This window comes from Sediminispirochaeta bajacaliforniensis DSM 16054 (assembly GCF_000378205.1).
In the GTDB taxonomy this organism is placed as follows: domain Bacteria; phylum Spirochaetota; class Spirochaetia; order DSM-16054; family Sediminispirochaetaceae; genus Sediminispirochaeta; species Sediminispirochaeta bajacaliforniensis.
The window spans coordinates 114,635-129,375 of sequence record NZ_KB899409.1 but is presented as its reverse complement, the minus strand read 5'-3'; the positions used below and the strand labels follow the sequence as shown (position 1 = coordinate 129,375).

General features: G+C 51.9%; 15 protein-coding genes. 3 read left to right on the top strand and 12 right to left on the bottom strand.

Going from position 1 to position 14,741, the window contains the following annotated elements; genetic code table 11:
* Positions 1-9: 9 nt before the first annotated feature.
* The 11 genes from F459_RS0105045 to F459_RS0104995 are packed head-to-tail and all read right to left on the bottom strand — an operon-like array spanning position 10 to position 11,402.
* A complete protein-coding gene (locus F459_RS0105045; protein ID WP_020611648.1) occupies positions 10-750 on the bottom strand; it encodes an energy-coupling factor transporter transmembrane component T family protein in 741 nt (246 codons plus the stop codon).
* Complete coding sequence (locus F459_RS0105040) at positions 737-1,507, bottom strand: energy-coupling factor ABC transporter ATP-binding protein (RefSeq protein ID WP_020611647.1); 771 nt, start codon at positions 1,505-1,507, stop codon at positions 737-739. The genes F459_RS0105045 and F459_RS0105040 overlap by 14 nt, the downstream gene beginning before the upstream one ends.
* On the bottom strand, positions 1,500-2,075 hold the full coding sequence (locus tag F459_RS0105035) for a biotin transporter BioY (protein WP_020611646.1): 576 nt from the start codon (positions 2,073-2,075) through the stop codon (positions 1,500-1,502). Before F459_RS0105035 ends, F459_RS0105040 begins: the two co-directional genes overlap by 8 nt.
* Before the next feature lie 16 nt (positions 2,076-2,091).
* Positions 2,092-3,030 carry a biotin--[acetyl-CoA-carboxylase] ligase gene (locus F459_RS0105030; RefSeq protein WP_033301268.1) on the bottom strand — a complete coding sequence of 313 codons (939 nt, stop codon included), beginning with the start codon at positions 3,028-3,030 and terminating at the stop codon, positions 2,092-2,094.
* Between the two features lie 48 nt (positions 3,031-3,078).
* Positions 3,079-3,447: a response regulator gene (locus F459_RS0105025; RefSeq protein WP_020611644.1), complete on the bottom strand. Its 369-nt coding sequence runs from the start codon at positions 3,445-3,447 to the stop codon at positions 3,079-3,081.
* Between the two features lie 35 nt (positions 3,448-3,482).
* Positions 3,483-6,185 (bottom strand): hybrid sensor histidine kinase/response regulator, encoded by a 2,703-nt coding sequence (locus F459_RS0105020; RefSeq protein ID WP_020611643.1) that lies wholly within the window; start codon positions 6,183-6,185, stop codon positions 3,483-3,485.
* Positions 6,182-6,613 (bottom strand): iron-sulfur cluster assembly scaffold protein, encoded by a 432-nt coding sequence (locus F459_RS0105015; RefSeq protein WP_020611642.1) that lies wholly within the window; start codon positions 6,611-6,613, stop codon positions 6,182-6,184. Before F459_RS0105015 ends, F459_RS0105020 begins: the two co-directional genes overlap by 4 nt.
* Positions 6,614-6,626: 13 nt before the next feature.
* Positions 6,627-7,847 carry an aminotransferase class V-fold PLP-dependent enzyme gene (locus tag F459_RS0105010; protein ID WP_020611641.1) on the bottom strand — a complete coding sequence of 407 codons (1,221 nt, stop codon included), beginning with the start codon at positions 7,845-7,847 and terminating at the stop codon, positions 6,627-6,629.
* Positions 7,844-9,031 carry a trans-sulfuration enzyme family protein gene (locus tag F459_RS0105005; protein WP_020611640.1) on the bottom strand — a complete coding sequence of 396 codons (1,188 nt, stop codon included), beginning with the start codon at positions 9,029-9,031 and terminating at the stop codon, positions 7,844-7,846. The genes F459_RS0105010 and F459_RS0105005 overlap by 4 nt, the downstream gene beginning before the upstream one ends.
* Positions 9,028-10,077, bottom strand: a complete 1,050-nt coding sequence (gene mtnA, locus F459_RS0105000; protein WP_020611639.1) for an S-methyl-5-thioribose-1-phosphate isomerase — start codon at positions 10,075-10,077, stop codon at positions 9,028-9,030. Before mtnA ends, F459_RS0105005 begins: the two co-directional genes overlap by 4 nt.
* Positions 10,078-10,112: 35 nt before the next feature.
* Positions 10,113-11,402, bottom strand: a complete 1,290-nt coding sequence (locus F459_RS0104995) for an amidohydrolase (protein WP_020611638.1) — start codon at positions 11,400-11,402, stop codon at positions 10,113-10,115.
* A gap of 123 nt (positions 11,403-11,525) precedes the next feature.
* Here F459_RS0104995 and pncA point away from each other — a divergent pair, with 123 nt between their 5' ends.
* From pncA to F459_RS0104980, 3 genes are read left to right on the top strand one after another with little or no spacing between them, the layout of a single operon-like run.
* Positions 11,526-12,161 carry a bifunctional nicotinamidase/pyrazinamidase gene (pncA, locus tag F459_RS0104990; RefSeq protein WP_020611637.1) on the top strand — a complete coding sequence of 212 codons (636 nt, stop codon included), beginning with the start codon at positions 11,526-11,528 and terminating at the stop codon, positions 12,159-12,161.
* Positions 12,158-13,654, top strand: a complete 1,497-nt coding sequence (zwf, locus tag F459_RS0104985; RefSeq protein WP_020611636.1) for a glucose-6-phosphate dehydrogenase — start codon at positions 12,158-12,160, stop codon at positions 13,652-13,654. Before pncA ends, zwf begins: the two co-directional genes overlap by 4 nt.
* On the top strand, positions 13,651-14,370 hold the full coding sequence (locus tag F459_RS0104980; protein ID WP_020611635.1) for a 6-phosphogluconolactonase: 720 nt from the start codon (positions 13,651-13,653) through the stop codon (positions 14,368-14,370). The genes zwf and F459_RS0104980 overlap by 4 nt, the downstream gene beginning before the upstream one ends.
* Here F459_RS0104980 and F459_RS0104975 read toward each other — a convergent pair.
* Entirely contained in the window at positions 14,367-14,705 is a 339-nt protein-coding gene (locus F459_RS0104975; protein WP_020611634.1) for a DUF1820 family protein, read from the bottom strand. The genes F459_RS0104980 and F459_RS0104975 overlap by 4 nt on opposite strands.
* Positions 14,706-14,741 lie beyond the last annotated feature (36 nt).

Below are 14,741 nucleotides of genomic sequence, written 5' to 3'. Positions count from 1 at the left end.
TAATACGAATCAGCGAAACCAGAGCATCAGGAAAAGCAGATATGTGGCTGCAGGTACGAACAACATGATCGCTTTCTTTTCAAGGGGGCCGAGCCTGGGTGGAATGTTGGAACCGTCTCGTCCCGTTCCCCGGCATTCCAAAGCCTCAATCAGCTGCTGACTCCGCTCCAGAAGCAAGGTAAACAGAGGATTTACGGTAGTACGTATCCTCCGGATGGGATTGCGGCACGCGGCAATCCCCCGAGCGGTTTTTGCCTCTTCAATCTCGTCTATCAATTCAAAAATCATCGGCAGAAAGCGGATGGTAAGGGCTATTGAGAGTGCACACTTTGCAGCAAAGCGGGGAGAGATAGGGGCCAAATAGGCATAGACCGCTGCCCCAAACTGCTGGGTACTTGTTGTCTCAACAGCGATATGGGCAAGGAATACGATTGAAAGAAAGCGGCAGCCCTGGAGCAACGCTTCTGCCACATGGCCTTTGTCCGGCCTCCCATCGGATAGGGCCGTAGCGACCACGAGCAATAGGGCAATCAGCAAAAGGCCACGGCTCTCCCTGAATGCTCTCAGCGGCGATATCTTTGCAGATACCGCTGCAGCGGTAGGTATCAAAAGGGATAGCAGGTATGCCATAGGGGGAAGCTTTGCCAGGCTGAATGCGCAAAGCAAGAGCATCGGAAGTTTCAACCGCGGATCGAAGCCTCTGACCGGATCATCGCCGGGCAGAAACCTGAATAGTTCACGCTGTTTCATCAAGCCAGCTACATTTTTCGATGGGAAAGGCCTTAGGCGGAGGTTTGATGCCGAAGCCTTTCAACCGCTCTCTCATGGTTTCCAGAGAACCGTTTTCCACGACACTGCCCTTCGACAGGACGATGGCCCGATCCGCCAGGGCCGCGCTCTTCATCAAATCGTGTGTCACAAGGATGATGGTCCGTCCGCCTTCCTTGAGATCTTTGAGAATCCGGAGCAGTTCAATGGCCCCCGGATAATCAAGGTTCCCGAATGGTTCGTCCAGAAGTACGATGTCCGGTTCCATCGCTTCCACTCCCGCCACTGCAAGCCTCCGTTTTTCCCCTCCCGAAAGAAGGTGAGGCCGTTTATCTTTCAGATGTAACAGTCCTGTCTTTTCAAGAGCCTTCTCACTACGTTCGATAATCTGTGGTTCAGTACATCCTAAATTTCTCGGTCCGAAGGCAACATCCTCCGCCACGGTCTGACCGACGATTTGGCTGTCGGGATTTTGAAAGATAAAACCAATTTTTTGGTGGAGGCTCCGACCATGATCGGAGAGGGGCTTTCCTTCCAGAAATACCGAACCTTCCTGAGGCTCCAAGAGGCCTGCAATGATCTTTAGAAGCACCGACTTCCCCGATCCGTTGGTTCCAAGAAGGAGGGTAAAGGATCCTCGGGTGAAATTAAGAGATACGTCCCGTAGCGCCGTTGTACCGTCGCGAAATCGGCGACTGACATTCTGAAGCTCGAGTATCACCTCTGCCGTTTCAGTCATGGAGAATCTCTTCCAATCGTTCTTTTAAGGGGAGGGCCAGCACGGCAGCGGCACAAATCTTTAGTAGGTCCCCGATGATAAAGGGATAGAGCCCGGCTGCAAGGGTCGCCTTCCAGCTGATACCTGCTGCAATCTTAAGCCAGGGCAGTCCAATTATGTAGGTAATAAGCGCCGCAACCAAAGCTGCCGAGAAATTGATGATCAGAGCCGCTGTTTTTGAGCCTTTTTCACGACGCAGATGGGCAATGAATGATCCCGCTATCATCGCCGGCAGATAGGCAAGCAAATAGCCTCCCGTGGGGCCGAAGAAGTGGGCAATGCCCCCGGTACCTCCTGAAAAGACCGGCAGGCCTGCTGAACCGATGGCCAGATAGAGGAGGATGGAAAAGAGCGCATCGCGGGGCCTCAGCAGTAAGGCGGTAAGAAAGACAAAAAAGTTCTGCATAACCAGAGGGACCGGGCCCAGGGGAATCATGATGTAGGCTCCTGCCGATATGAGTGCCGCAAAGAGGGCCGCAAATACCATCGAGGCCAGAGGCCTTGCTTTGTTCGTGTCGTTGTTAGCCATTGTAGTTCCTTTCTGTTTATTGTTCTGAAAGCATGATGCAGTCGCCTTCCCTCACCGCTTCTACATATCCTTCGTCCGATTCGATCAGGAGGGAGCCGTCGCTTCCGATATCTTTTGCTCGACCTGTCACCGCCGTCCCCCAGCTTTTTTCAATTCGGACTCTTCTGCCGATTGTTGCTGAGGCAGCCTTCCATGCAGCAATGGTCTGCTGTGGGCTCCACCGATTCATTCGAGAATGAAATTCGGAAAAAATCCCCATCGCCAGATCCGCAGAAGATGGTAGTTTTTTTTTCCTATCGACGAATTCCTGAAGTGCGCCGGAACGCGGGACCCCCGGAACGGGTTGAAGATTGATTCCGATACCAATAATCTGCCGGTCGACAAGATCGTATTTGCCGTGAAGCTCGGTGATGATTCCCGCAATCTTTCGTTCTCCTACGACAATATCGTTAGGCCAGGATATTCGGGCCGGGATATGATATGTTTTTCGAAGAACGTTGACCACGGAAGCGGCAAGCTTCATCGGCGAAAAGAAAGCGGCACCGTACTCACTGCCGGGAAAAAAAAGAACGCTGGCGTATAGACCTCCCTCGGGGCTCTGCCAACTCCTGTTTTTTCTCCCGCGTCCGGAACTTTGCTCTCCCGCGAGAAAGAGGGTGGCGATTCTCTCCTCTGCTTTTCGAGCATCTTCCATGGTAGAGCCTGTTTTCTGCCGATATTCCACCTTGAAGGGAAAAGACGAAGGAAATTGTTCCGCTCGAGGTTCTTCCGGAAGCTTGATCAGCCGATAACCGCGCGAGCTTGATTCAATCACATACCCCCGCTCTCGTAACTGCTGTATCTGTTTCCAGACGGCCACTCTGCTTAAGCCCAGATGTGTTGCCATGGTTTCACCAGAGATGCATTCCCGGTCGCCGAGCATATGAAGAATGTTTCGTGATGTGTTAACCTTCATTGGTTATATGGTTAACGAAAAATAAAGAAAAAGCAAGCACCTTGTGTACTATTTTTTCAGTAACGAATCAACCGATTGGGTAAATTCGAAGATATCAAAGGGTTTTTCGAACACCACATCAATATGAAACTGCCTGGCAAGTCCCTTCATTGAATCGCGATCGGTAGAAATTTTTCCGGTAATGGCGATCACTTTTAGGTTTTCGTTTTTAAGCCGCAGATCCATAAGCGTTTCAAGCCCACCCTTATGCGGCATTACCATATCAATGATCAAAAGATCCACGGGATACGCTTCCAGAATTCTGGTTGTTTCATTTCCGTCGGAGGCTTCAAAAAACGAATGAGGGCCATGTGCAAGACTTCTTTTTATCAGATCGCGCACATATATTTCATCATCGGCGATCAATATTTGCGCCATTGTTGTTCTCCTTTGAACAATTTTTATTTCCTACATTATAACTCATCTTTCGATATTAATCGAGGTTTAAGGGTATCTGCTATCAAAGAACTTAGTGTCTCTATGGAATAAGGTTTCGGCAAAAAAGCGGCGGCTCCCGCTTCTATTCCCTCACTGATTTGTTCGTCCCCGGAATTTCCGCTTGTAAGAATCACCGGAAGCGATGGAGCCTCTTTCTGGATCGCTTTCAAACATTCTAATCCACTAAATTCAGGCATGATAATATCGACGACGGCAATATCGTAGCGATCCGGGGTTTTTCGAAGCAATTCCATGGCGTTTTTGCCCGAGGAGGCGGTCGTTACTTCATAGCCGCAGGCGTGCAACATAGCGGATCCGTTGGAAAGAAGCATCTCTTCGTCGTCCACGAAAAGAACGGTTCCCGATCCTTTGGTCATCCTGGGGCGCCCAGAGCCATGATCGGCTATAGGCAGAGATCCGTTCATGACCGAATGGGGGAGGGGGAGATGAATGATAAAGCTTGTTCCTTCCCCAGCGGTGCTTTTTATTTCGATTATACCTCCGTGCTGCTGGACGATGTTGTAGACCATGGTGAGACCTAAACCTGTGCCCCGTCCCCTGCTCTTTGTAGAGAAAAAGGGATCGAATATTTTTTGCCGATTTTCTTCCGGAATTCCGATTCCCGTATCACGTACCTTGATATTCCAATATCCTCCCCGGTTGCTCTCGGGATGGGACGCAAAGAATTCTTTGCTTAGTATCGATCGCTCCACGGAAATCGAAAGTTTTCCGCCATACTCTTCTTTTTTCTCCCTCATGGTGGTCATGGCATGAATACCGTTGATTCCGAGATTGAGAATCACCTGCTCGATCTGAGAAGGCGATCCTTCGCAAATCGCCGCTCTTGTGAAGGGTGTAAAAGCTATCTCGACACTTTTATCTGTTGAGTTTCGTAGAAATTCTACCGAACGACTGGCTATCTCATTCAGATCGAAAATCTTTTTCTCCGATCCCTTTTTTTTTGCCAGCGTAAGCATCTGCATCACAATGTGAGAGGCGCTGGATACCGAATCCGAAATAGTCTCGAGATGATGGAGGATTGTATCCCGATTTGGGCTTGGCTCCTCTTCCAGCTCAAGCTTCATCAGGCTGATCGTCCCACTGATACCCCCGAGGATATTGTTGAAATCATGTGCAAGTCCGCCTGCCAAATAGCCGATGGTTTCCATACGCTGAGCCTGTCGTATCTGCTCGTCTTTGCGTTTGCTTTCCGTCACGTCGTCAAGGCGAATAACCCATTGGGAGTTTTTACCTTGGACGGTGAAAATCGAGAGGGCGAAAAGTAGTTCATTCTGGTTCCTGTTGATTTTTAGAAGTCGGGGACTTTCGACGCTATTGTGTGAAGTTCCTTTCGCGATGTCGGCCAGCATAGGTGAAACTTCCGGAAGAAGCTTGTCAAAGGCCATTCCCACAATCGTTCCTTTCTCCATTCCGAACATTGAGGCTGCGGTATCGTTTCCACTCTCGATCATACCTGTTTCATTCACGATAAAGATGGCAGAAGGCATTGCATTGATGATATTGCGAAAAAAAATTCTGGTTTTTTGAAGTTCTCCCGTTCGCTCGTCAATACGTTCGGCCATTTTGATGATTGCAGAGTCGATTGCCTGAAGATCATTATCTCCGGTGTGATCGCGTTTGCGAGGATGCTCTCCTCGCTCAATTTTGTGGATATTTGCTTCGATTGCGGAAAGTGGATTGAGAAATAATTTCTGCAAGAGATATATGAAGGGAATCATAATGATAAAAAGGAAAAAGAGCATAAGCGTGAAGCCATGGGCAAAGGAGCCCCTTTGAATGGCCTGTATAGGAGAAAGGTCGTAAGCAATTTCGATAAAAAGCGGATAGGAAAAATCCGTAGTTATGCTTCTGATCTGCAGCGGTTGGTATCGATAAAGGCGGCCCCCCTCCCGTATTGTTATCGTTTTACCCTCTCTGAGTTGGGGGACGACGGAAAAACGGTCGACAAAGGATCGATCTTCATCTATGAGCGACCACTGTATCCCGTGGCTTAGGTGGTAAATTCCAATTGAGGAGACATAACTTCTTCCGTTTGTAAGATCGGAAAAGTAATCGTGGAAAAAATAATCGTAGAAGTGTGGAGGATAATTTTTTCCGAAAAAACTACTGACGGAGAGGCTTCCTTCCAAGAGGTAACGTGAGGAGGGGGAGCCGTAATAAAAATATGTATTGATAATACCGGTTGTACTGGAGGGAACAAGCTTCTGGGCTGCAATGCGTCCCGATCCGGCGATATCAAAAAGAAAACGTGAAAAACGTCTGCTGAATTTTCCGATGTCGATCCCGATATCGGAGATAAGAGAGCTTTGTACAATAATCTGGTTCGGATCGATTACATAGATTTCATCTAGGCCGTAGACACTTGCTATCTTCTTTAATTCCGCAGGCGGGATCTTCAGCAGCTTTTCGATGTCGGGATAGTCGGAACTCAGGCGTGCCATTGCCTCTGTTCCTTCCTTCTGCATAGCCTCTTCGGTCCAAAAAAGAAGGAGATCGAAATTAGCGACCCGTTCTTCCACCTGACCGACAATATCTTCTTGTATTTGATCGATAATCTTCCGTTGGCTTTGCCAAAAGGTATTTCCGGCTATGCCTATCAAAAGCGTACCAGTCAGGAGGATGACGGCGGCAAAAAAGAGCAAAAGTCGTTTTCTCATTGTTCTTCTGCCTCTTCTCCTGCACATCTCCAAGGGAGAAGGACACAGTCGAGCCTTGAGGGAAATCGGTGGGCAGCGAGAAGAGGCTTGAGGTCGTCAAGGAGGGAGCCCTTCGACCACGAGGAATCTTCCGGATGCTGCAGCAGCGTTAGAATCCGTTTTACCTCGGTCCTTATCGTTTCCTCGGTAGCTCCGTTTTCGTTTCTTAACTCCTCGATCCTTCTGCAAAGCAGTTCTGCAGAGGCGGTACAAAGGGCACAGGCATACCCGTCGAAACGTCCAAGGCTGAGAGACACTTCAATATCGTCCCCACAGATGGGATTACGCAAGCGTCTGCGTTCGGGGTCCTTGTCGCATGGGCCCTTATGGAGTGGATTTCGGGAGAGTGAGAGCAAGGCCTTTTGATAAAGGTCGGATGGATTTGTCATGATTCCTCCTTGCTTAGCGAAAAAAACGAATGCAGTTTTTGATTTCTCTGGTGAGGGTCTCTACCTCCTCTTCTGTTGAGTAGATACCGAAGGATGCTCGAATACTCCCGCTCCAGTGGAGCGCAGTGTGAAGGGGATGGGCGCAATGGAGCCCGCCCCGCAGTTCAATTCCCTTGCTATCTAAAAAGGTAACGGCGTCATGGGGATGTACCCCCTCGATACGAAAGGAGACTACACCGCAGTGAGGGCGGCTGGCCACATCTATAATCTGTACCCCGGCAAGGGCTGCAAGGGCGTCGGTACACGCCTTTGTCAGCATGCATTCGTGGCGGTATATTGCCTCCATTCCGGTTTCCCGCAGAAAATGCAAGGCACTTCCTAAAGCCACGGCTCCACCGATGTCCGGTGTTCCCCCCTCATGGAGGGCGGGAAGTGATGCATACGCAGCTTCCTTTTCGTCGACCCACCGTACCATGCCTCCTCCGAGGCGGAAAGGCGGAAGCTTTTCAAGTAATTTGCGTTTGCCGTAGAGGATTCCACAGCCCGTGGTTCCGTAACATTTATGGCCGGAAAAGGCGAGGAAGTCTATGTCCAGTCTCCGCACGGAAAGGGGAATGCGTGCCGCTGCCTGGGCTCCGTCCACAAAGACCAGGGCCCCGCAGGCCTTGGCCCTGGCGATGACAGACTCCAGATCGACAACTTCACCGCTGACGTTTGAGAGGGCTGTAACGGCCACGAGACCGCAATCGGGGGTAATGATCTCTTCAATCTTGCTATAGTCTATGCCCCCCTCCTCGGTAACCGGTATGATGCGAAACGGCACGCCAAGCTCTTGGGCCGCCCTTCGCCAGGGGAGAAAATTTGAATGATGTTCGGCTTGGGTGGCGACGATGGCCTTTCCCTTTCCGAGCCGACCGCGGCTCCATCCGTTTGCAGCCATATTAACGGCATCGGTGGTGCCTGCTGTAAAAATAAGCTCGGCGGGCTCTGCGGCATCGATGAAGCGGGCAACCTCTCTGCGTGCCGCCTCATAGGCCTCTGTCGCCTTCATCGAAGAGCGATAGCCCCCTGAGTGGATGTTGGCCCGGTAGTCGTTCAGGTAGGCCTCCATCGCATCTATACTGCAGCCCAGACTCAGACTTGTGCCTGCCGAATCTAAATAGATTCGCTCCTCTTCCTCTTTTTGTCGCCCGAAAAAGGGAAAGGCCTTTCGCAGATCCGGGAAACGATTCATGGAAGCCGACCCAGGGCCTGCTCCAGATCCCCGATGATATCGACAACGCTTTCGAGACCGATGGAGAGCCGTATCATGCTTTCGGTAAGCCCGAACTCGGCAAGATGCTCCCTGTCGTAACCGCGGTGGGTCATGGCGGCGGGAAGTTCTACGAGGGTTTCACAGTCGCCGAGGCTTACGGCAAGGGCCGGAAGTTTCATGGCGTCGACAACACGACTTGTGGCAGAGAGATCGCCCGCCACCTCGAAGCTTATCATGGCCCCAAAGCCGCTCATCTGCTTTTTTGCCGTCTCGTGTCCCGGATGATCGGTCAGACCCGGATAGAGAACCTTAGAGACCTTCGGATGCTGAAGAAGGAATTCCGCAACTTTTCCCGCATTTTCCTGGTGGCGTTCCATCCGCAAAGAGAGGGTTTTCATTCCGCGAAGCAGGAGCCATGCGTTGAAGGGGCTCATGGTTCCCCCAAATTCGCACATATAACCAAATTTCAGTTCGTGGATGTAATCCATATCCTTTGAAACCGTCACTCCACCCAATACATCACCGTGCCCGCAAAGGTACTTCGTCGCACTATGAACCACTGCAAAGGCGCCGAGGTCAAGGGGCCTTTGCAGAAAGGGGGTCGCAAAGGTGTTGTCGACTACGACCTTTGCACCAATGGCTGCCGCCTGTTCGGCGATTTGCCGTATATCGATAATGGAGAGATCGGGATTGGCCGGTGTTTCGAAGTAGACAAGCTTGGTGCTTGTATCGGCCTTCCGTTCCAGCTCGCCAGGGAGCGTGAGGTCGGCGATGATGGAACGAATTCCGTAGCGGGGCAGGAGCGTCGTTATTACCGAATGGCTTGATCCATAGAGGGTTTTATGCGCTACGACAGAATCCCCCGGTTTCAGGAGACTGAAAAGAGTCGAGCTTATTGCCGCCATCCCGGATGCAAAGGCAACAGCACCGACGCCGTTTTCCAGGTCGGCCATCCTGTTTTCGAAAAGCCTGAGCGTAGGATTGTTCCCCCTGGTGTAAACGTAATCGTCGCTGCGAAAGCTCATAACATCATCCACTGCGGCGATGGAATCGAAAGTGAAGGTACTTGTCATGAAAATAGGCGGATTTAACGCCTTTTCTGGATTGGGACCAGTGCTTCCTGCGTGAATTTGCCGGGTTTCGAAGCCGTGCCTGGAACTCATTGCAGTTCCTCCTGCAGGAGCTTCATCGCTTCGGCATAGGGTGGGCGTAGAACGCCCCTGTCCGTGATGATGGCGCTGATATGTGCCCCCGGTGTGACGTCGAAAGCTGGGTTATAGACATCGATCGTTTCGGGGGCAATCTGAACACCACCGATATGGGTCACCTCTTCGGCACTACGTTCTTCAATGGGTATCTGGGATCCCGAGGAGATTTCAAAATCGATGGTGGAAACAGGGGCCACGATATAAAACGGAATACCGTGTTCTTTTGCACAGATGGATAACATATAGGTTCCGATCTTGTTACTGGTATCGCCGTTGGTGGCAATTCTGTCTGCACCAACCATGACAAGGTCTATCTTTCCCTGTTGCATGAGAAATGCAGCAGCGTTGTCGGGAATGAGCTTTGCCGGAATACCCTCCTGGACAAGTTCCCACGCGGTAAGCCGTGCCCCCTGGAGCCGGGGGCGCGTTTCATCTGCATAGACGAAGATGCTTTTGTCCTTGGAATAGGCCTCCCGAATAACCCCCAGGGCGGTTCCCCAACCCGCTGTTGCCAAGGCACCGGTATTACAGTGGGTAAGAATCCTTGCCCCTTCGGGGACCAGTTCGCCTCCGTATTCGGCCATTCGGTGATTCGTTTCGATATCTTCGGCATGGATAAGATCCGCCTCTTTTTTCAGACGCTCGATAACGAATCTGATCCCCTTCGCGCTCTCCTTGTCGGCAAGGGTGTACATGCGCCTGATCGCCCATCGTAGATTGACGGCGGTGGGCCGGGATGCCTCGAGAACATCGCAGGCCTTCTTCAGTTCGCGTAAAAATGCCTCACCCTCCAGTGTCGAAAGATCCCTTGCTGCAAGATAAACCCCGTAGGCCGCGGTGGCGCCAATCGCGGGAGCTCCCCGCACCACCATATCTCGTATGGCGAACTCCACATCGCGGTAATCGCTGCAGACGAAGATTTCATAGTGTCCCGGGAGCTTTCGTTGGTCGATCAGGTGAAGGGACCCCTCTTTAAACGCGATAGTTTCTATGCTTTTCATCTATATCATTCTCCTCTTTTTATTTCCTGACGCGATCAACGCGAGACCAAGCGGCTTGCCGCCTCTTGTGCCTTTTTGATGATCTCCTCTTCGTCGAGGGTTTCGATTATTCCCCCTGTCATGATCACTTTGCCGTCACAGATAAGGGTATCGATATCCGAGGGACCGGCTCCATAAACAACGGCCGCAACCGGATCATGCAGCGGCCGCATGTGGGCCTTGTCCGTTCGCAGCAATAGGAGGTCGGCCGGGGCTCCTTCGCTGAGTGACCCTGCGGCTTCGGCAAGCCCCAATGCCTTCGACCCTCCCTCGGTGGCTATCTGAAGGGCCTGTGCCGCAGGCATGGCCGTGGGATCACCAGAAACGACCTTGGCGAGAATAGCCGCGAGATGAATTTCCTCAAGCATGTTTTGGTTATTATTGCTTGCCGGACCATCGGTGCCGATGGCAAGGGATACCCCTGCCTCTATCATGGCTGCCGTTGGAGCAAATCCACTGGCAAGTTTCAGGTTACTTGTGGGATTGTGTACGACATGGACTCCCTTGTCGGCAAGAAGCTCTATATCGGCCTCGTCCACATGGACACAATGAGCGGCAATGGCCCTTCCTTCAAAAAGGCCTGCCCGCTCGGCGAGAAATATCGGAGAGAGCCCGTAACGCTTTTTACACTCATCAACCTCGCCGGAGGTTTCGGCCAGATGAATATGCAGCCCGCAACCCAGATCACGGGCCACCCCGGCAGCGGCCGAAAGACAGTCACCGTCACAGGTGTAGGGGGCATGGGGCGCAAGGTCCACGATAATTCTCCCATCGGCCTTTCCGTTGTAGCGATCGTAGAATTCCCGAAAGGATTGTAACTTTGGTTTACTTGTTTCCCCGTCGCCGGTAAGGCCCACCCCGATATTTGCACGAAGGCCTGCTTCGGCTGCTGCGGCCGCCACCTGGTCCATGGAGAAATACATGTCGGCAAAGGCGGTAATCCCGCTATGGATCATCTCCACCATGGAGATAAGGGCCCCGATATGGACATCTTCTTCACTCATCTTCTCCTCAATGGGCCATACCTTATCTTGAAGCCACTTCATCAGTTCAAGATCATCGGCAAGATTTCTGAGAAGACTCATGGAGACGTGGGTGTGGGCGTTAACCAAGCCGGGAAGGGCAAGGGCGCCCCCTGCGTCAATGACGCGGTCGGGAGAAAAACTCTTTGGAATTTCTCCTATACTCCGGATGGTGCCTTCCCCGATTGCAATGCTGCCCCGGAGGAACTCTGCTCCTCCATCCTTCCATTGCATGATTTCGCAATTTTTGATTTCGATCTTCATCTGTTCCCCTTCGGCGGTATGCCTTTCTTGAAAATATCACCGATGGCAACGGAGGTCAAACTATCCTTCTTTCACCCATCTACCAACCTGGCAATGAACAGGGCTTTGGTGTATGATGGAGACATGAGTGCAAGCGCATTAATATTAATTGATATTCAGAACGATTTTTGTCCCGAAGGTGCCCTGGCCGTTACGGACGGGGATGCAATTGTCCCACCTATCAACCGTCTGCTTGACTCCCCCGGCCGTTCGGGATTCGGGAAAGTGGTGGCTACCGCCGATTGGCACCCCTTAGGTCATGTTTCCTTTGCCTCCACCCATGAGGGGAAAAAGGTCTATGATCGGATAGAGACCAACGGTATCGCCCAAAATTTATGGCCGGATCACTGTGTGGCAGGAACGACTGGAGCCGATTTTCATCCCGCCCTGGATATCGACAGGGCCGATCTGATACTAAGAAAAGGAACCTCCCTCCACCTCGATTCGTACTCGGCTTTTTTTGAAAACGACGGAAAAACCCCTACCGGACTTCATGGCTATCTGCAGACCTGCGGAATCGATACGGTTTTTCTTTCGGGCCTCGCCCTGGATTGGTGTGTCTTTTTTTCAGCCCTTGATGCCCTTGCCCTTGGGTATAAAACGACGATACTGCAGGATCTTTGCAGGCCTGTCGATCAGCCTGCTGGTTTTTCCGATAAGCGGATAGGGGAACTTAGGACGAAGGGCGTTCTCGTCAGTTCATCGGAGAGCTTGATATGACGGAATGCGATGTCGAGGAGGCTGTTCCCGTCTCTCCTTTTTCGCTCATCATTTTTGGAGGAGCAGGGGACCTGAGCAGGAGGAAACTTTTTCCCACCCTGTTCAATGCCTTTAGCTCGGGAGAATTCCCTCAAACCTTTTCCATTGCTGCCTATGGACGGCAGGAACTGGATGACGGCCAATTTCGCTCTCTTGTACGTCAGTCTATTGAGGAGGAGTGCCCCGATCATCGGGCTGACGATCTCGACAGCTTTCTTTCCCGCCTCTATTTCCTTTACGGCCATTTTGAGAAGGCGGAGGGCTACGATCGTCTTGCGACGCTCATCGAATCTTTCCCCGATGCCGAACAGCTGCTCTACTATCTGGCTGTTCCCGAGGCAAGTTACGAAACCATTATCAATCAAATTGCCGCCTCTTCTCTGCCGACGGAAGCCGGGCGGGTGAAAATCATCATCGAAAAACCCTTTGGGAAGGATCTTTCCGGCGCCCGAAGGCTGAATATCCTTGTTGCCTCCGCCTTTCGGGAGGAGCAGATCTTTCGTATGGATCACTATCTGGGGAAGGAGACGGTTCAGAATATCAGCTTTTTTCGTTTTGCCAATGGTATTTTTGAGCCGATATGGAACCGCAACGGGATCGATTCTGTACAGATCACCGTGGGGGAAGATATCGGCATCGGCCATCGCGGAGGTTTCTACGAAAGGACCGGAGCAATCAGGGATATCTTTCAGAACCATCTCTTGCAGCTGCTTGCTCTTGTTGCAATGGAGCCTCCTACCGATTTTCACGCCGAACGGGTCAGGGATGAGAAGATCAAGGTGCTCCGCTCGCTTCGTCCCGTCTCCATCGACAAGGTTGCCGACTGCTCGGTGGTTGGGCAGTATGCTGCGGGGAACATTGCAGGTAAAAAGGTGCCGGGCTATCGCGAGGAGGACCGGGTCGATTCCGCCTCTGTCGTTCCCACCTTTTTCGCTGCAAAGGTCTATATCGATTCCTGGCGCTGGGCAGGGGTTCCCTTCTACCTGCGTACCGGTAAGCGTTTCCCTGTAAAGGGAACGGAGATCATCTTACAGTTCAAGCAACCCCCGCTTAAGCTTTTCCGCGACGACTGCAACCCCTTAGAACCCTCGTTTCTCAGGATTGTTATTCAGCCGGAGGAGATGATTGATTTGCATATCGGCGTAAAATATCCGGAAGCCGCCAATATGCTCTATCCCGTAGACCTTCGCTTCAGTTATAGAGAAACCTTCGGGACCCGGGCCATCCCTCCCTACAGGCGGCTTATCCTCGATGCCATGCGGGGAGATGCCTCGTTGTTTGTTCGTCAGGATGATGTGGAGGCTTCCTGGTCCTTTACCGATCCGTTTGTTAGCTACTGGGAGTCACGGGATTCGATTCCGTTCTATCCTGCCGGAACCTGGGGGCCTGGTGAGGCCCACGACTTGATCGAACGAGAAGGCAGGCACTGGATAGAGCCTCTGGGGGTAAAATGAATTTTCTTGCGGTACAAGATGCCGATCATGCGGCGCGACTAATCTATGGGCGTATCGAAGCCTTGGTTTCCGCTTCCCCATACCCCGTCGTTGTTGCCGTGCCCGGAGGAACTTCTCCCTTACCGCTGTTCCATCTTTGGCGGGATGAAGGGAAGAGCAGGGGAGCCTCCTTCTGGGAGCCCCTGGTTTTGATACAGGCCGATGAGCGCATCGTGCCTCAGACCCACCCCGACAGTAATGCCCGCCTTATTCGGGAACACCTGACAGGCGGCTGGGAAGGGCTTGAACAACGCTTTCATCCTTTTCCGCCCGATGCCGATCCTCGCGATTTTCTTGTTCAGGTGCTCGGTTCAGGATCTCCAGGTTCTGATGAGAGGCTTGCGCCACCGACCTTGACGCTTCTCGGGCTTGGGAACGATGGCCATGTAGCCTCTCTCTTTCCCTGTTGTCCTACCGATTGGAAGCGGCGCGAAGAGGCCTTCATCTCCGAATCCCCTAATCATCCCCATCGCCGCATTACCCTCTCTTTTCCCTGGATCAATGCCGGTTCCGAGATAGTGCTCCTTGCGTTGGGTGAAAAAAAACGAACCGCCATCGCTCGCTTCCTTTCGGGCGACGATAGCGTTCCAGCCGTCTCTCTTGCCCGGAATAAGCTCACCCTTGTTTCCGATATTGTTTCTTCTGATGGAAGATTAATAGGGCCTGGAGTCGTTTAGGCTTCCGGCTCTTTATCCTGGTCATCCTTGCCTTCATCCTCGTTTTCGATGAGGTGAAAAGGGGTGACCTTGTGCCGTAGACCGAGTTCGTCGGCAGGATCGCTGTCTTTTAACTCCTCTATGAGGGAGACGGTCTGAAAAGGGATCATGATATGGTCTGCTTCCCCGAAGGCCTTTGTGAGTTCATCCCGACTGGGATCGATGATGAGGCCGTTGCTTTCCGGAAGGATAAGCCCTTTCATGGAGACGAAGTAGGGATGAGTCAAATCAAGACTGGTCGCCTTTATGGCAACCTCTTTTTTGTTCCAGGTAAAATGAATTCGGTACACAGACATCACCGAGCCTCCATAAAAAAAGATGGTAGCAGATTG